Below are 16,707 nucleotides of genomic sequence, written 5' to 3' on the forward strand. Positions count from 1 at the left end.
ATTCGGGCTCGCGACCTAGGTGCGCTTATGTGGGCGGGCAATCAAGTTTTTCTGTCACATCGGGTAATCGCGGCAGGTGGACAGTTTGCGCGCTGCCGCTATGCCTTTGAGACAAGAGGAGAGCCGCGATGCAAGACACCGAATTCTTCGTGCGCGATGACGTGCGCAACTTCCTGGCGATGCTGGAGCAGGCCGGGGGCGCACCGATCGACGAGGTCTCGCTTGAGGAAGCGCGCGCCGCCTATATGGCATTGCACCAGATGGCCGATGCGCCCGCGCGCGAACTGGCGGTGATCAAGGATTTGAGCTGCCCCGGCCCGGCCGGCGACATCGGTTTGCGGCTCTACGATACGCAGGAAAGCCGCGATCCCGGTCCGGTCATCGTGTTCTACCATGGCGGCGGTTTCGTGATCGGCGATCTCGATACGCACAATGCATTGTGCACGGAGATCGCGGCGCAGATGGACCTGCCGGTCGTGGCGGTCGACTATCGCCTTGCGCCCGAGCATCCCTTCCCCGCCCCGATCGAGGATTGCATCGCCGCAACGCGCTGGATCGCCGGATCGCCCGACGCCCTGGGTCGCGGCGCGACGGGCGTCATCCCGATCGGCGACAGCGCCGGCGGCAATGCCACAATCGTCGTCAGCCAGGCGCTTGCGCAGGAGCCCGCCGATGCGCCGGTCGTGCTGCAAGTGCCGATCTTTCCGCTGGCGAGCGACAGCGCCAGGTCCAACAGCATCGAGGCCTTCGCGGAAGGCTTCGTGCTGACCAAGGCCGCAATCGAATTTTTCGAAGCCGCCTACAAGCCCGACAAGAACGACCCGCGGGCCATGCCGATCCTCGGCAGGCACGAGGACACGCCGCCGACCGTGCTGGTCACTGCCAGCCTCGACCCGATCCGCGATTCAGGGCGCGACTATGCCGCCGCCCTCGCCCATGCGGGTATCGACCACGTCTTCCTCGAAGTCGAAGGCGGCACCCACAGCTTCACCAACCTGCGGCAAGCAGTCCCGAGCTACCAGCGCGAGCTCGACAACGTCATCCAGGTCATGAAGCTGATGCTGGCGGTGAAAAGTTGACTATGGCCAGCGGCTCGGCGGACCACGAGGACTTGCGATACCGGCAATGCGCCGGCGTCATGCTCGCCAACCGCGAAGGGTTGGTCTTCGCAGCGCAACGGATCGACTCGAAAAACCTCGGCGCATGGCAAATGCCGCAAGGCGGGATAGATCCGGGCGAGACGCAACAAGAAGCGGCGATGCGCGAGTTGGAAGAGGAAACCGGCGTTTCCGCCGATCTGGCCGATGTGATTGCGCGCATGCCCTACCCGGTCCGCTATGATTTGCCGGAGGAATTGCAGGGCAAGCTATGGGGAGGGAGATACCGAGGCCAGGAGCAGCACTGGTTCCTCGCCCGCTTCACGGGCACGGATGCCGACATCGATATCGCTGCCCATAATCCCCCCGAATTCAGCGAGTGGAAATGGGTCGAACCCGACGAACTTCCGCGTCTTATCGTGCCCTTCAAGCGCGAAGTTTACCGCGCCGTCGTCAAGGAATTCCGGTCGTTGATCTAGCTCTCGTCATCCCGACGAAATCAGGGATTTCGTAAGGGCAGAACGGCGCTGGTTCGAATGCATCCCAGCCTTCGCTGGATTACGCGGAACCATCAATTCTGCGACACCGTCGCGTCGGGCATCACGGCCTCGGCGCGCAGCACGCGCGGCTGCGGGCCGCGGGAGATGGCCGTGGCGAGGTCGCGCGTTTCCGGGCATGTTTCGCCGCACAAGGATTCCAGCCGCGACAGGTTGCGCCGCGCTTTCTCGACCGCGCCTTTCTCGACCAGAGCCGCGCCCTCGCCCGACATGGCGGCGTAATTGTCCGGGTCGCGTTTCAGCGTCTCGCGGTAATAGCCGATGGCCTTGCCTTGCAGCCCCTCGCGGCGCGCGGCTTCGGCCAGGTGCAAGTAGATCGGCGTATGGCCGGGATCGACCGCCAGCGCGGCCTCGAAAGCGTCCACCGCGCGCTGCGGCTGTCCCGCCTCGAGCGCCGCCATGCCTTCAGTGATCAGCATGGCCGCCCGCGGAGCCGGTGCGCCTTCGTCCGCATAGCTCACACTCGTTTGCACGGCGACGAGCAGCGAAAGGGCAGCGGCGGCTGGGGCGAAACGCATAAGCAATTCCTTCACGCGAAGACTCGCAGGTGGCGCGGATGACGGTCCATCAACCATACCCGGCGGGGCTAGCACGGCAAGACTGCACGGGCGATGAAGAATCCGTCCGTACCGTCATGGAACGGCGAGAGCCGGATACCTTTCCCGCGTTGACGGCCGAGCGGCAACTCGGGGATATCGGCCTCCCATCGAGAATTCCCCACCAGAAACGCTTCGAAGCGATCCGGGCCCTCGGCGTCGAGCAGCGAGCAGGTCACGAAGACCACGCGGCCGCCCGGCTTGACGAGCCTGGCTGCGACATCGAGGAGGTGGTCCTGCAAGTCGGCATAGCGCTGAAGCGCATGCGGCGTGAGCCGCCACTTCGCCTCCGGCTTGCGCCGCCAGGTGCCCGTGCCGGAACAGGGCGCATCGACCAGCACGCAATCGACCTGGCCTGTCAGGTCGCCCAGCACCTCCAGCTCGCGGCCGGGATCGAGCAAGCGCGTTTCGATCCCGGCGGCGCCGGCGCGTTCGGCGCGGGGCAGCAATTGTCGGCCGCGCCGCAGGTCGGTGTCGCTGGCGATCAACCGGCCACGCAATTCCATGCTCGCTGCCAGCGCCAGCGTCTTGCCCCCTGCCCCGGCGCAAAGATCGAGCACCGTCTCGCCGGGCCTTGCGTCTGCGGCGCGGCAGGCGAGCTGGCTGCCAAGGTCCTGCACCTCGATCTTGCCGTCGCGATAGGCGGGCCATTGCTCGACCTGCGTGCCGGACGCAAAACGCAGGGCGTTCGGCAAGGCAAGCGGTTCGCCATCTTGGGGCAGTTCGACCGTTTCGGTGCTAGCCTTCAGCGTATTGATGCGAATGTCGAGCGGCGCACGGCCCAGCAGCGCCTCTCGTTCCTCGTGCGAGACGCCGGAATGCGCCAAGGCCTCTGTCAGCCAGCCCGGTGCGATTCCACGCGAAGCCACGCCTTCCTCTTCGCCGATCCGCTCTGGTCCATATTGCGAGCCGTCGAAGCATTCGCGCAGCGACGTGTCTTCTTCGGCAAGCGCCAGCAACGCGGCCCGCCCCGTTTCGGGAACCTCGCCGCATATCCGTATCGCGCTGTACACCAGCTCACGCACCGCGCGGCGGTCCTTGCTTCCGGCATACCGATTGTTGCGCGCCCAGTCGGCGATGATCCGGTCCGCCGGCGCACCTTCGCTGCGCGCAGCATCGATCACGCGGTCGAGGATGTCGATTGCGGCTTGAACCCGCGCGGCGGGGGTCATGCGCTTGTCCTTCGCGAGGACTCACACGATGACATGATGGATGTCATCGTGTGGGATAATTCGGCGCTTCCCGCGTGATCGCCACGTCGTGGACGTGGCTTTCGGCCAGGCCCGCATTGGTGATGCGCACGAATTCCGCACGGGTGCGTAGGTCCTCGATCGTCGCGCTGCCGGTATAGCCCATCGCCGCCTTGATCCCGCCGACGAGCTGGTGGACGACGTCTTTCGCGGGCCCTTTGTAAGGCACCTGTCCCTCGATACCTTCCGGCACGAGCTTGAGCGCGGAGACGTCCTGCTGGAAGTAGCGATCGGCACTGCCGCGCGCCATCGCGCTCACGCTACCCATGCCGCGATAGCTCTTGTAGCTGCGTCCCTGGTAGATGAAAGTCTCGCCCGGAGCCTCTTCCGTCCCTGCCAGCATGGACCCGATCATCACGCTCGAGGCCCCGGCAGCGAGCGCCTTGGCCGCATCGCCGCTGGTGCGCAGTCCGCCGTCGCCGATCACCGGCACGCCCGACTTCGCCGCTTCTTCCGCGCTGTCCATGATCGCGGTGAGCTGTGGTACGCCGACGCCGGCCACCACCCGAGTGGTGCAGATCGAGCCCGGTCCGATGCCTACCTTCACCGCGTCCGCGCCGGCACCGATCAGCGCCTTGGTCGCTTCCGCCGTCGCGACATTGCCGGCGACGACCTGCACCGCGTTGGAGAGTTTCTTGACCCGCTCGACCGCAAGCGCGACGTCCTTGTTATGACCGTGCGCAGTGTCGATGATGACGACATCGACTTCGGCATCGATCAGCCGCTCGGTCCGCTCGAAACCCTTGTCACCCACGGTCGTGGCGGCCGCGACACGCAACCGGCCGCTTTCGTCCTTGGTGGCTTCGGGATAGGTGACCGCTTTCTCGATATCCTTGACGGTGATGAGACCGATGCAGCGATAGGCATCGTCGACCACCACCAGCTTTTCGATCCTCCGCTGGTGCAACAGCCGCCGCGCTTCGTTCTCGCCCGTGCCGAGCGGGACGGTAGCCAGATCGTCCGTCGTCATCAGTTCACGGACGGGCTGACCCGGATTTTCGGCGAAGCGGACGTCGCGGTTGGTCAGGATGCCGACCAGCTTGCCGCCTTTGTCGGTCACCGGGATGCCGCTGATCTGGTGCTGGTCCATGATCGCCTGCGCCTGGCCCAGCGTCGCTTCGGGCGAGATCGTGATCGGGTTGACCACCATGCCGCTTTCGAAGCGCTTGACCGCGCGAACGGCGGCGACCTGTTCCTTGATCTTGAGATTGCGGTGCAGCACGCCGATCCCGCCCATCTGCGCCATCGCGATCGCCATGTCCGCTTCCGTCACTGTATCCATTGCGGCGGAGATCACCGGGATGTTGAGCGCGATCTCGCGCGTCAGCTTCGTGCGCGTGTCCGCCATGCTGGGCAGGACTTCGCTTTCCGCAGGACGCAGCAAGACGTCGTCGAAGGTGAGGCCGAGGGGGATGTCTTTGATAGGCACGAGGCGGCTTTCCGAGGTCAGAAGGAGAGAATCGTGCGCCGCCCTGTAACCGGAAGCCCGCACCTTAGCTAGGGGCCAAGATCACTCGTCCCCGTTATCGGCCGCCGGCGCGCCTTCCGTCCGCTCGCCCGGCTGGTATTTCTGCACGCTGCCGAAATGCTGGAGCAAGGCGATGTGCGTGAAGATGTCATCGGTCGCGCCGCCCAGTTCCAGGTCCTCGCGCCATTCGTCGTTCGGACCGTGGTAAGCGCCGCTCAGGAAAGCCCCGAACGCCTTGGCGTCCCCGAAGGACGTACTCACCAGCACCGCCGGCACGTCGCGGCTGAGCAGGGCCCAGCCATCCTGCCGCCGGACGAACTGCTCGGTATATTCGTCGACCTTGAACTTCCGGTCCAGGCCTTCAACGACCACGCGGATGTCTTCGTCGAGCGGCGTGCGGCCCCAGCCAACGACCGTGGTGGAGGCCCCGCGCGGGGCAATGGCGACGGTATCGATGTTGAAGGCCGCCACGATGGTCGGCAGCGGCAAGGGCGGGTCCCGGGCGAAAGCTTCCGCGCCGAGCAGGCCGATTTCCTCCGCCGTGGTGCCGACGATATAGAGGTCGCGATCGAGGCCGCCCTGCAGCGCAATCCGGCGCGCGGTTTCCAGCATCACGCCGATGCCCGACGCATTGTCGACGGCCCCATTGCACAGCCGATCTTCGTCCCCTTCGCTGCCGCATTCCCCCAGATGATCCCAATGCGCGAGGACCAGCACCGCCCCGCTGCCCGGAACGTTGCCCGCGAGGCGGCCTATCACATTGGCGGTCTCGACGCTCTGGATGCTGGGTCGCGATTCGACCGAGATGGAGAGCGGGCTCTCGCCGGGCGCGGTAAAAGCCGCGAATTCGGGTGAGAGCACGGCGATCGGCGGCTGCGCCTCCTCGTCGTCGTTGAGTTGCCATCGCCCGCCGCTCACGAAACGGGAGAACTGCTCGAACTCCTCACTGGTCGCGGCCTGCAGGACGATCGCGTCCGGTGCGCCTCCGTTGACCTCGGCGAACAGCCCCCGCGCATCGGCGGCATCCAGCAGCGCCGCCTTGCCCGACAAGGCTCCCTCGCGAACCGCCTCATCGGCAGCGATCCGCTCGACGGGCAGGTCGAGCAGATCCTGCGGTGGACCCGACACTACGAGCAGGTCGCCTTCGACTATCCGCGTCTCGTCGCCCGACATCAGCGTCACCTTCGCCTCGGCCGGAGAATACCGCACCAGTTCCACCGGCTGGCGCCATTCTCCATCCCCGGCCCCGGGTGCGTAGCCATAGCTTTGCAGCGCATCGACCAGATATTGCTCGGTCTTCCGACCGCCTTCGGTGCCGGGCTGCCGCCCGCCATAGTCATCGCCGGACAGCACGCGAATATGGGTATCGAGAGCGGCCTGCGCAGCGTCGAACTGACGCTCCGCACCGGGCATGGTCTGGCAAGCGGTGAGCGACAGCCCCGCGACCAGCCCGAGAAGCGCCCTGCCCCCTGTTCTCATGCGACCCGTTTGCCCTTTCTTGCGCGATGCTACTCGGCGGTCCAGCCGCCGTCGATGCTCCAGTTCGCGCCCGTTACATTGCCCGCTTCCTCGCGGCACAGGAATACTGCGAGCGCGCCGATCTCGTGCGGCTGGACGAATTTCTTCGTCGGCTGCTTGGCGAGCAGGACATCCTCGATCACTTCCTCGCGACTGAGGCCGCGCGCCTTCATGGTGTCGGGGATTTGCCCTTCGATCAGGGGCGTCCAGACATAGCCCGGGCTGATGCAATTTGCCGTCACACCTGTCTGCGCGAGCTCCAGCGCGATGGTCTTGGTGAAGCCGTCGATACCGTGCTTGCTTGCGTTGTAGGCACTCTTGAAAGGCGACGCCGTTTTGGAATGGGCACTGGCGGTATTGATGATGCGTCCCCAGCCCTTGTCCCGCATCGCCGGCACGGCCAGCCGCGTGGTGTGGAAGGCGGCTGTCAGGTTGAGCGCGATGATCAGGTTCCACTTGTCGACCGGGAAATCCTCGACCGGCGAGACATGCTGCATGCCCGCATTGTTGACGAGAATATCGAGCGGACCGGCATCGGCCATCATCGCTTCGACGGCGGCAACGTCGGTCAGGTCGGTGCCGAAATGGGCCGCGCCGCCAAGCTCTTCGCGCAGCGATGCAATCTCGCTGTCGTCGCCGAAGCCGTTGAGGACCACTTCGGCCCCTTCCGCGTGGAGAGCCTTCGCCACGGCGAGGCCGATGCCCGAGGTCGAGCCGGTTACCAAAGCACGCTTGCCTTCGAGGAACATCGGGTTCTCCGGTGAATTGAATGGACGCGAGGGTCGTTTTGCGGCCAAAACCGCCCCTGTCCAGCCAAAACAGGCGGCGAACGTACGAAGGGGACAGGATAATGCGGCTCAATCCGTTCGATACCAGCAAGATACGCGTACGTTCGAGCGGTGGTGGCGGATTGCCGGGAGGCAAGGCCGGCGGCATCGGGTGCGGGACCTTGGTGATTGCCCTGATCGGCGCGGTCGTATTCGGTGTCGACCCGATGCAGACGATCGGGGTTGTCGAAGGTGTGCAACAGGGCGCATCGATTGAGCAGCGTGGCGGAGACTTGAGCGAGCAGGAGGTCTGCACCAGCGGCGAATATGCGCGCGAGGCCTGCAACGCGCTCACATCGCTCAACGAGACCTGGGCGCCCGAATTCCAGCGCGCGGGCATCCGATTCCAGGATCCGGTACTCGATCTCTATCGCAACGGTCGCGTCAATACCGAAGGCTGCGGCAGCGCTAGTTCGGCCGCCGGCCCGTTCTATTGCCCGGCCGACATGGGGATCTATATCGACACCAGCTTTTACGACCAGCTCGCCCGCATGGCCGGTACCGGCGGAGACTTCGCGCGCTATTACGTGATCGCGCACGAATACGGCCACCATATCCAGAACCTGACCGGGCTGGCAGGGCAGGTTCGCAGTCTGCAGCAGCAGAACCCGGGACGCGCCAACGATCTGCAGGTGCGCATGGAATTGCAGGCCGACTGCTATGCCGGGGTTTGGGCCGGGAAGAACCGCAATCTGATCGAACCGGGCGACATGCAGGAAGGCTTGCAGGCTGCGAGTTCGATCGGCGACGATACGCTGCAGCGCCGTGCGGGCGGTCGGATCGATCCGGAGAGCTTCACGCACGGTACAAGTGCGCAGCGTATGCAGGCTTTGCGTGCGGGCCTCGACAGTGCCGATGACACCGTGTGCGACCAGTATTTCGATTTCAGGTGATCCAATGCACAGATTTTCGCTTCTCGCTCTCCCCTTGGTCCTGATCGGCGCGAGTGCCGCCTCGCAGGACGAGCCGAAACGCGTCGACAAGGCTCCCAATGCCGGAGACATTGCGATGACGCCGATCCAGGACCTCAACCTCTCCAGCGATCCCATTCCGCCGATCCTGATCGCGGCGGAGGATGCGCCCTATGCCAACGAGAACCTCTCGGATTGTAGCGCCATCGGCGATGAAATCGCGCGATTGACGGCGGTCCTCGGTCCCGATCTCGACATCGAAAACGGAAAGGACGGCCTCTCCGTAGGCAAGGTCGCCAAGAGCGCGGTCGGTTCGTTGATCCCGTTCCGCGGCGTCGTTCGCGAAATCACCGGGGCGGCAGACAAGCAGCGCGAGTTCCAGGCCGCGATCCTCGCAGGCGCAGTGCGGCGCGGCTACCTCAAGGGCCTCGGCGAAGCGAAGGACTGCCCATATCCTGCGCGCCCCGCCTTCGTCGAAATCCAAGTCGAAGACGAAGAGCAGGTCATCGACGACTGACAGGAGCGCAGGTCGCCAGAAAACAGGGCGTCTCCCGCTTAGGCAGGAGACGCCCTTTTTTCGCGGAGCACTGGGGGTGCTCCCGCGAGGCCTTGGCGGCCTAGCTTTCGATCTTCAGTCCGGCGATCGCTTCATCGATCTCGGCCAAGGCTTCGCTGCGCTGGCTCTCGGTCAAATTCCGTTCGCTGACGATCGCCTTGCGCGCGACCTTCAGGCTCATCATCGCGAGCTTTTCCGGGTGAATAGAGTGACCGCCCACGCAGATTCGCTCGACCGTCCTTGTCCCGTCCGCGGCGATCTTGGTCCAGCCGGCTTTCCTGTCGTCGCATTTGAGCGCGAGCTTGCTGGCGGCGAGGCCCTGCTCGGCGGCGATGCGACCGATTTCTTCCGCTTCTTTCTCGATCGTCTTGACGCGCTTCTCGATTTCCTTCTCGCGCATCTTCATGCGCTTCTCGATGCGCTTTTCCATCTTCTCCCAGTCTTTCTCGCGCGCGGCCATCTCGCTTTCGATCCGTTCTTCCAGCGCCTTGGCTTCCGCGTCGGTAAGGCCGTCGCGTTCGATGACCTGGGTCTCGCCATCGGCACCGGTGCGGCGGATGACGATGCGATTGACGTCGCGGCCGTCGCCCTTGCGGACATTGCGCTCGACGATGACCTTGCGCTCTTTCACCACGCGCTCCTCGTTGCCGAATGCTTCGTCGAAATCCTCGTCCTGGGCAAAGGCCGGGGGTGCCGGAGGCGCAGGCGGCGCTGGCGGCAGCGGCGCATCGCCCGGCGCCGGCGCTTCAGGCGCAGCGGGTGCTTCGGGCGGCGGCGGCACTGTCTCGGCGTAGGAGATCGAAGCCGTCAGCGGCAGCGCCATTGCGCCTGCCATCAGCAGAGCGCGGCCAGCCCAGCGGCGGCGCGGGGAAATATCGGTCATGGTCAAATTCCTCAAACGTTGGATGATCGATTTGTCGCCCAGCACCGGACAGGCCATCGGAGCGGCCAGCGCGACCCTTGGTCCCGCTGCGAAGCTTGCAATCGTGTGCGCATAGGTGGCGCGCATCTCGGCATCCGCAGTCCCGACGACGCGCGCATCGCACGCCGCCTCCTGGTCACGCCGCATGGCATGCCAGCCAACCCAGCCGAGCGGGTTGAACCAGTGCAGCGCAAACAGCGGCTGCACGGCGAAATTCACAAACAGATCCCCACCGCGATGGTGGGCAATTTCATGCGCCAGCGCGAGGTCGCGCACCGGACGTTCGGTCATCGCGAGGAAGCGCGGTGGCAGCGCGATCACGCGGTCGCGCACGCCGAAGGCCAGCGGCCCGTTGGTGGCGGGGGTCTCCACCAGCCGGATCGGGCCGAGCGCACCGCCTTCGATGGCCCCGACCTGCTTCGCATCCTCGAGCAATTCGCGCCGCATCTGGAAATAGGCGCGGAAGCGGAAGACCAGAAAAACAATCACGCCGGTCAGCCACGCAGCCGATGCGAGCGGCACTAGGTCGAACGGCAGCGTCGCGACCGGTTCGGCCACCGCGGGCACGACGGGGTCGCTGCCTTCGGCGGTCAGCACGAAAAAGCCTTCACCGGCGGGTGCCTCTGCCAATACTGGCTCGGGCGACGGGTTCATCCACGCGGGCAAAGTGATTCCCGGCATCACCAGCCGAAGCGCAGGAATAAGCCACAGCGCATAGGCGGCCTGCGCCCCGAACCATACGGCTACGGGACGACGGATCAGCAGCACCAGCGCGATCAGCGCGCCGGTCCACAGCAGCGTATCGACCAGCCACTCGGTCATGGGCGAAGCTCCTTCAGCAGAGCCTCGATCTCGGCGATATCATTCTCGGTAAGCGCTTCCTGCTCGGCGAGATGGGCCACCAGCGAGGCGGCCTTGCCTCCAAACAGCCGGTCCACGAGACGCCGACTTTCGCCGCCGACGTAATCGGCGCGGGCAATAGCGGGGGAATAGAGGAAGCGGCGTCCATCCGGCTCGGTCAGCACGGCGTCCTTCGACACCAGCCGCGAGAGCAATGTCTTGACCGTCGCGAGGCTCCAGTCGCGCGTCCGGCAGACGCTATCGCACACTTCGGCAGCGGTCAGCGGGCTTTTCGCCCACAGCGCCTCCATGACCGCGTGTTCCGCTTCGCTGATCTGTGGCTGGCTGTTATCCGACACCCTTACCTCCCATGAGACCGGCTCCCGTCCGGCTTCGATTACAGATGTAGGCAGTTCGATTACGTTTGTAAACATGAAGCTTCTATGAACAATTGTTCATCTCGCTTGCCAATCGGCAAACGACCTATCACCATGGATGAATGACATTTCTTCCCCGCTCCCCCGTACTGGCGACCGGCCTATCGGCGCTTGTATCCGCCGCTTCCCTCGCCGCGCAGGACTTGGGTGAGCAGCCACAGCGCGGCCCTGTCGAAGCCGCGCGCGAGACGCCGATCGTGGTGACGGCAGAACGCGAGGAGGACCGCATTTCCGAGCAGACCGGCTCGCGCATTCCCGGTAAGCCGCTTTTCACCAACGAGAATATTCGTAGCGCCACAGGCATTGCCCCTCTGACGCCCGGTTCGGGCATGAGCCCGCTTGGCGGACAGAGCCGCATTCACAAGAAGCGCATCGCCACCTGCGTCGCCGACAATGACGCGATCGGCGAACAGGCAAGCTGCATTCTGGCGCGGGCGCAGGAAGATATCGCGGCCGGTGAGGTCGGGCTCGGCGCGGACAGCTATCGTTACCTCGCGTCCTCGGACCGGTTTTCGGCCGAGGAACGGCTGGCGGGCGGCAACAAGCTCTACGAACTGGGCGAAGCACGGAGCGACGATGGCTTGCGCGAGGAAGCCCTGATCCGCTTGCTGGAAACCGATGCCATGCCCGCAAACGAAGCGCGCTCGGCGCGGCGCACACTGGTGGCGATGGCGCTCACGCGGAAAGATACGACGCTGGCAATCGAGCGGTTGGAGGATATCGTGGCGAACGATCGCGGCGATGCTCGCAGCCTCGCCAATCTCGCTATCCTGCTGCGGCAGGAAGGGCGCGAGGGCGCGTTGCAGCGGATGGCGGAAGCGATCGCCGCGACCGAAGCGACCGGCGGTACCGCGCCAAAAGGCTGGACCGACTTCGTGAAACAGGAAGGATAGTGCTGATGCTGCGTTCGTTTCTCGCCGGTGTGCTGGCTGTCCTCGCGCTCCCGCTTGCAGCGCAGGAAGCTGAAGCGCCCGCTCCTTCCCTTCAGGAATACGAGACGGTCGATGTGGTGCTGGAAACCACCATGGGTGCGATCACTGTCGCGTTGGAAACTGAGCGTGCTCCGATCACGGCGGGCAATTTCCTGCGCTATGTCGACGAAGGCCGCTTCGACGGCACGGTCTTCTACCGCGCCATGCATCTCGACTGGGAACCGCAGCCGAACGGTTTGATCCAGGGCGGCACCCAATGGGACCCGGACCGCGTTCTGCCCGGCATCCCGCACGAGCCCACCACGCAAACCGGCCTCAGCCACACCCGCGGCGCGCTTTCCATGGCGATGGGCGAACCGGGCACCGCCAACGGCGACTTTTCGATCATGGTGCAGGACCAAACCGGGATGGACGCCGACCCGGAAGCCGAGGACCCGGTATGGCAGAACGGATATGCCGTGTTCGGCTATGTCACCGACGGGATGGAGGTGGTCGAGGCCATCCACGCCGCCCCGCTCGACCCCGACAAGGGCGAAGGCTGGATGAAGGGCCAGATGCTGGCGGAACCGGTAAAGATCCTGACCGCGCGACGGGCCGAATAGAAGGTCAGGAACGCGCGCCTTTCCGCTTGGTTGGTGGGGTATGGACACAGACCAGCAGAAGCAATCGATCCTTTCTTCGCCGCAGCTGCGCCTCATCGGCGGGGTCGACGAAGCGATGTATGCGGAATTCCGCAACCAGCTCGGCGCCGCGCCTACGGAAGGTCCACTGGTCCTCGCACTGACGACGCTGGGCGGCGATCCCGAAGTGGCGCGCGCCATGGGCGACGACATTCGCCTGCTGCGCGACGCGGGGCGCGACATCTGCTTTCTCGGCAAGGCGGCGGTTTATTCGGCCGGCGCGACCTTCATGGCGAGCTTCCCGGTCGACAAGAGATATCTAACCAGCGGCACCCGTCTGATGGTGCACGAGCGCCAGATCGCCAAGACCATCAATCTGTCCGGCCCGCTCAAGAGCTGCATCGCGCAATTGAAAGCGACACTGCACGAGATCGAGCATTCGATCGCGATCGAGGAAGAAGGATTCCAGTCTTTCGTCGAGGGGTCTTCGGTCGATTTCGAGACCCTCCGCGAGAAAGCGCCCGACAATTGGTATATCCCGGCTGAAGAAGCGCTCGACAAGGGTCTGATCGCCGGAATAATCTAGCGGGCGCCGGGACGTCAGCAGACCTCGGCGGTATTTTTGGGAATCGGTCCGGGCGGCACGCGCGCTTCGCTCAGATAGAACGGATCGGACTCGAGCCAGTGGTTGGTGCCGTAAGCCTTGGACAGCGCCGCGTAGAGCGCCGGATCGTAATCCGCGAGATCCTGGTGATTGAGGATACGTCGCCCGTCGACCACCACCAGGCGATTGCTGTCGAACCAGAACTGCGTGCCTTCCGCCCAGTATTCCTGCACGGTCGTCGTCGCGTATTCGTTGAGCCAGCGCCCCTCCGCCAGCGCAGCGGCATAGGCCGCTTCGACCCCCGCGAAGAGCGCGGGATCGACCGCCTCGATCGCGAACAGCACGTTGTGGGCGAATTCGTGCACGAATATCGTCTCGCCGTAATAGCGGCTGGACGGCATACCGAGGACATCCTCCTCCGACCCGACCGTATGCACCCCGCCGATCCCCCGCGCCCGCGCATTCCAGTAGGCCCGGTCTGTGAGTGAGCCGATCCGCACTTCGTAGAGCTTGCGCTCGCACCGGGTCAGGCGAGGATCGTCGCGGTCCGGTCGCTTCCAATCGCCAAAATCCGGCAGGTCGAGCAGCGCCTCTTCCTCGGCAATGATCGACACGCGATAGCCCGCGCTGACCAGATGGTCGCGCAGATCGGGGCGGAAGGCCAGCATTGCCTCGACCATATCCTTCGCCGCCTCGAGCGCCCCGTCGGAAACGCGCGCCGACGAGCGGATCGGAATGCCGCCAGCATCGACTTGCTGCGAATAGACATAGGGCTCGCCCAGCGGACCCACAGCCGTTGGCGGCGCCGGTGGACCGGCACTTGCACATGCGGAAAGCGCCATGGCGAAGAGCAACGCAGCCCTCAGTCGCAAACCGCACCTGGTTGAAATGACCGCGCTAACCCAAGGACCGGCGAGGTCTGACATCGGATATTTCGGACGATGTTCTGATCAGCTTATGATGCACGGAGCTCCGCTCGTATATTCGCCGTTCGTAATGCATCCATAATCGAAAAAACCGTCGTCACTGGTGAAGATGTCGTACATCTGCCCATTGAGCATATGGCGACCTCTGTAAGTCCAAATGCGCCCGTAAGTTGTGTGGTCGGTATCAGAATCGAGTTCGAATACATCCCCGCCGATAGCTATCTCTTTCGCGGGATCAGGATGCGTTTCCGCCTCAAGCACGAACCCATCCGACGATTCCTCGGATTCGTCGGTCTCGGCGGTTTCGCAATCTTCATTCGTGGCAAAACAACCGGAAAGTGCGATTGTCAGAGCGGCTACCACAACCAGTTTCGATTTTGACGTACCGATGTTCATAACCTGTCCCTTTTTAGCTATATCCAATCAGTACACCCGCTTTTTCGGTTCGATATACTCGGCGTCGTCGGTGAGCGTATATTCGTGCACCGGGCGATAATCGATCCGCATCGCGCCGCCGCTTCCGCCCCAGCCGTCGAACCAAGTGATGGTGTGCTTCATCCATTCCTTGTCGTCGCGCTCGGGGAAATCCTCGTGCGCATGTGCGCCGCGGCTCTCCTTGCGGTTTTCCGCGCTGGCGATGGTGACATTGGCTTGGGCCATCAGGTTGTCGAGCTCGAGCGTTTCGATCAGGTCGCTGTTCCAGATCAGCGAGCGGTCGGAGACAGCGATGTCCTCCATGCTCTTGTTGACCTCGGCCAGCAGTTCGACGCCTTCACTCAGCAGCTTGCTGTCGCGGAACACGGCGGCGTGCTTCTGCATGCCCTTCTGCATGTTCTCGCGAATCTTCGCGGTCGGCGTGCCACCCTTGGCGTGGCGGAAGTGATCGACGCGGGCGAGCGCCAGTTCCGCACTGTCCGAAGGCAGCGCGTCATGCGCAGCATTGGGCTTCAAGTTTTCCTTCAGGTGCAGGCCGGTTGCGCGGCCGAACACCACCAGGTCGATCAGCGAATTGGAACCCAGGCGGTTGGCGCCATGGACGCTGACACAGGCCGCTTCGCCGACCGCATAAAGCCCCGGCACGACGGCATCGGGATCGCCCGCCTTACCGGCCACGACTTGCCCGTGATAATTACAGGGAATCCCGCCCATGTTGTAGTGGACGGTCGGCGTCACCGGCAGCGGCTGGCGCGTCAAATCGACACCGGCAAAGATCTTGCCGCTCTCGGTAATGCCCGGCAGGCGCTCGGCCAGCACCTTGGGATCGATGTGATCGAGGTGCAGGTAGATGTGATCGCCATCTTCGCCGACGCCGCGCCCTTCGCGCATTTCCAGCGCCATCGAACGGCTGACGACATCGCGCGAGGCAAGGTCCTTCGCGCTCGGCGCATAGCGCTCCATGAAGCGCTCGCCTTCGGAATTGGTGAGATACCCGCCCTCGCCGCGTGCGCCTTCGGTGATGAGCACGCCCGCTCCGTAGATGCCGGTCGGGTGGAACTGGACGAATTCCATGTCCTGCAACGGCAAGCCGGCGCGCAGCACCATGCCGCCGCCATCGCCGGTGCAGGTGTGCGCGCTGGTCGCGGTGTAATAGCACCGGCCATAACCGCCGGTCGCCAGCACCACGGCATGCGCCTTGAAACGGTGGATCGTACCGTCATCCAGGCACATCGCGATCACGCCGCGGCATTTCTTGCCCTCGGGCGTATCTTCCATGATCAGGTCGAGCGCGAAATACTCGATGAAGAAATCCGCGTCATACTTGAGGCTCTGCTGGTAGAGCGCGTGCAGCATGGCGTGGCCGGTGCGGTCGGCCGCGGCGCAGGTGCGCTGGACCGGCGGGCCTTCGCCCATGTTCTGCATGTGGCCGCCGAACGGGCGCTGGTAAATCGTCCCATCTTCGTTGCGGCTGAAGGGTACGCCTGCGTGTTCGAGCTCATAAACCGCGGCCGGAGCCTCGCGCGCCAGATATTCGATCGCGTCCTGGTCGCCCAGCCAGTCGGCACCCTTCACGGTGTCGTACATGTGCCACGACCAATGATCGGGCGTGTTGTTGCCGAGCGATGCGGCGATGCCGCCCTGAGCCGCGACGGTGTGCGAGCGGGTCGGAAAGACCTTGGAGATATTGGCGGTTTTCAGCCCGGCCTCGGCGGCACCCATGGTGGCGCGCAGGCCCGAGCCGCCTGCGCCGACGACGACGACATCGAAGGTGTGGTCGATAATCTGGTAAGCGGGGGCAGCGTTAGTGTCGGTCGCCATCAGGCAACACCTCCAAGAGCAAGACGGGCGATGCAGAAGATGCCGAAGACACCGCCTGCGACCGCAGCAAGGTTGAGCGCCGCGAGTGCGGCGAATTTGAGACCGGCTTCGTGGACGTAATCCTCGATCAGCACGGTCAGGCCGAGCCGGGCGTGCCAGAATACGCTGACGATCAGCAGCACCATCGCCGCCGCCGGGATCGGCGATGCAAGCCAGCCGCTGACGGTGTCGTAGCTGAGGTTCGGCAGCAGGATGAAGCTCGCCACCAGCCACAGCATCAGCACCACATTGCCGATCGCGGTGAAGCGCTGGACGATCCAGTGATGTGCGCCTTCCTTGGCTGAACCGAGACCGCGAACGCGCCCGAGTGAAGTTCCGTTGCCCATGGTG

18 protein-coding genes are annotated in these 16,707 nt (G+C 64.4%); 7 read left to right on the forward strand and 11 right to left on the reverse strand.

All coding sequences use genetic code 11. The features are described 5' to 3' along the window. Window positions 1-128 precede the first annotated feature (128 nt). Window positions 129-1,079: an alpha/beta hydrolase gene (locus EL2594_RS06995; RefSeq protein ID WP_011414343.1), complete on the forward strand. Its 951-nt coding sequence runs from the start codon at window positions 129-131 to the stop codon at window positions 1,077-1,079. Window positions 1,080-1,081: 2 nt separating this feature from the next. Further along, window positions 1,082-1,576 carry an RNA pyrophosphohydrolase gene (locus EL2594_RS07000; protein ID WP_011414344.1) on the forward strand — a complete coding sequence of 165 codons (495 nt, stop codon included), beginning with the start codon at window positions 1,082-1,084 and terminating at the stop codon, window positions 1,574-1,576. A gap of 92 nt (window positions 1,577-1,668) precedes the next feature. On the opposite strand, the gene EL2594_RS07005 is transcribed toward EL2594_RS07000, so the two are convergent. The 5 genes from EL2594_RS07005 to EL2594_RS07025 all read right to left on the reverse strand — a co-directional run bounded on the left by EL2594_RS07005 (window position 1,669) and on the right by EL2594_RS07025 (window position 7,235). Then, window positions 1,669-2,172: a tetratricopeptide repeat protein gene (locus tag EL2594_RS07005; protein ID WP_041685174.1), complete on the reverse strand. Its 504-nt coding sequence runs from the start codon at window positions 2,170-2,172 to the stop codon at window positions 1,669-1,671. Window positions 2,173-2,240: 68 nt separating this feature from the next. After that, window positions 2,241-3,422, reverse strand: coding sequence for an RsmB/NOP family class I SAM-dependent RNA methyltransferase (locus EL2594_RS07010; RefSeq protein ID WP_011414346.1), 1,182 nt, complete (start codon window positions 3,420-3,422; stop codon window positions 2,241-2,243). Between the two features lie 43 nt (window positions 3,423-3,465). Next, a complete protein-coding gene (gene guaB / locus EL2594_RS07015; protein WP_155806006.1) occupies window positions 3,466-4,929 on the reverse strand; it encodes an IMP dehydrogenase in 1,464 nt (487 codons plus the stop codon). An 81-nt stretch (window positions 4,930-5,010) separates the two neighbouring features. Next, window positions 5,011-6,447 carry a M28 family peptidase gene (locus EL2594_RS07020; RefSeq protein ID WP_081432292.1) on the reverse strand — a complete coding sequence of 479 codons (1,437 nt, stop codon included), beginning with the start codon at window positions 6,445-6,447 and terminating at the stop codon, window positions 5,011-5,013. Window positions 6,448-6,476: 29 nt separating this feature from the next. Further along, window positions 6,477-7,235 carry a 3-hydroxybutyrate dehydrogenase gene (locus tag EL2594_RS07025; RefSeq protein ID WP_011414349.1) on the reverse strand — a complete coding sequence of 253 codons (759 nt, stop codon included), beginning with the start codon at window positions 7,233-7,235 and terminating at the stop codon, window positions 6,477-6,479. Between the two features lie 101 nt (window positions 7,236-7,336). Between EL2594_RS07025 and EL2594_RS07030 the strand changes: the two genes are divergently transcribed. Continuing rightward, complete coding sequence (locus EL2594_RS07030) at window positions 7,337-8,206, forward strand: KPN_02809 family neutral zinc metallopeptidase (protein ID WP_011414350.1); 870 nt, start codon at window positions 7,337-7,339, stop codon at window positions 8,204-8,206. Window positions 8,207-8,210: 4 nt separating this feature from the next. Then, complete coding sequence (locus EL2594_RS07035) at window positions 8,211-8,741, forward strand: hypothetical protein (protein WP_011414351.1); 531 nt, start codon at window positions 8,211-8,213, stop codon at window positions 8,739-8,741. A gap of 100 nt (window positions 8,742-8,841) precedes the next feature. Here the strand turns inward: EL2594_RS07035 and EL2594_RS07040 are convergent, their stop codons facing one another. Together EL2594_RS07040 and EL2594_RS07045 are read right to left on the reverse strand one after the other, a co-directional pair. Then, entirely contained in the window at window positions 8,842-10,524 is a 1,683-nt protein-coding gene (locus EL2594_RS07040; protein WP_011414352.1) for a M56 family metallopeptidase, read from the reverse strand. Further along, window positions 10,521-10,901: a BlaI/MecI/CopY family transcriptional regulator gene (locus EL2594_RS07045; RefSeq protein WP_011414353.1), complete on the reverse strand. Its 381-nt coding sequence runs from the start codon at window positions 10,899-10,901 to the stop codon at window positions 10,521-10,523. The genes EL2594_RS07040 and EL2594_RS07045 overlap by 4 nt, the downstream gene beginning before the upstream one ends. 140 nt (window positions 10,902-11,041) lie before the next feature. On the opposite strand from EL2594_RS07045, the gene EL2594_RS07050 reads away from it, so the two are divergent. Genes EL2594_RS07050 through EL2594_RS07060 form a run of 3 tightly spaced genes read left to right on the forward strand, consistent with a single transcriptional unit; the run spans window position 11,042 to window position 13,117 of the window. After that, window positions 11,042-11,872: a hypothetical protein gene (locus tag EL2594_RS07050; RefSeq protein ID WP_041685176.1), complete on the forward strand. Its 831-nt coding sequence runs from the start codon at window positions 11,042-11,044 to the stop codon at window positions 11,870-11,872. Between the two features lie 5 nt (window positions 11,873-11,877). After that, entirely contained in the window at window positions 11,878-12,513 is a 636-nt protein-coding gene (locus EL2594_RS07055; RefSeq protein ID WP_155806007.1) for a peptidylprolyl isomerase, read from the forward strand. Between the two features lie 40 nt (window positions 12,514-12,553). After that, complete coding sequence (locus EL2594_RS07060; RefSeq protein WP_011414356.1) at window positions 12,554-13,117, forward strand: ClpP family protease; 564 nt, start codon at window positions 12,554-12,556, stop codon at window positions 13,115-13,117. Window positions 13,118-13,131: 14 nt separating this feature from the next. Here the strand turns inward: EL2594_RS07060 and EL2594_RS07065 are convergent, their stop codons facing one another. The 4 genes from EL2594_RS07065 to sdhD form a co-directional block, all read right to left on the reverse strand. Next, window positions 13,132-13,977 carry a hypothetical protein gene (locus EL2594_RS07065; RefSeq protein WP_049762539.1) on the reverse strand — a complete coding sequence of 282 codons (846 nt, stop codon included), beginning with the start codon at window positions 13,975-13,977 and terminating at the stop codon, window positions 13,132-13,134. A 108-nt stretch (window positions 13,978-14,085) separates the two neighbouring features. Next, window positions 14,086-14,457 (reverse strand): hypothetical protein, encoded by a 372-nt coding sequence (locus EL2594_RS07070; protein ID WP_011414358.1) that lies wholly within the window; start codon window positions 14,455-14,457, stop codon window positions 14,086-14,088. A 27-nt stretch (window positions 14,458-14,484) separates the two neighbouring features. Further along, window positions 14,485-16,317, reverse strand: a complete 1,833-nt coding sequence (gene sdhA, locus EL2594_RS07075) for a succinate dehydrogenase flavoprotein subunit (RefSeq protein ID WP_011414359.1) — start codon at window positions 16,315-16,317, stop codon at window positions 14,485-14,487. Further along, entirely contained in the window at window positions 16,317-16,703 is a 387-nt protein-coding gene (gene sdhD / locus EL2594_RS07080) for a succinate dehydrogenase, hydrophobic membrane anchor protein (RefSeq protein ID WP_011414360.1), read from the reverse strand. Before sdhD ends, sdhA begins: the two co-directional genes overlap by 1 nt. Window positions 16,704-16,707: the final 4 nt, after the last annotated feature.

This window comes from Erythrobacter litoralis HTCC2594 (assembly GCF_000013005.1).
Classification (GTDB): Bacteria; Pseudomonadota; Alphaproteobacteria; order Sphingomonadales; family Sphingomonadaceae; genus Parerythrobacter; species Parerythrobacter litoralis_A.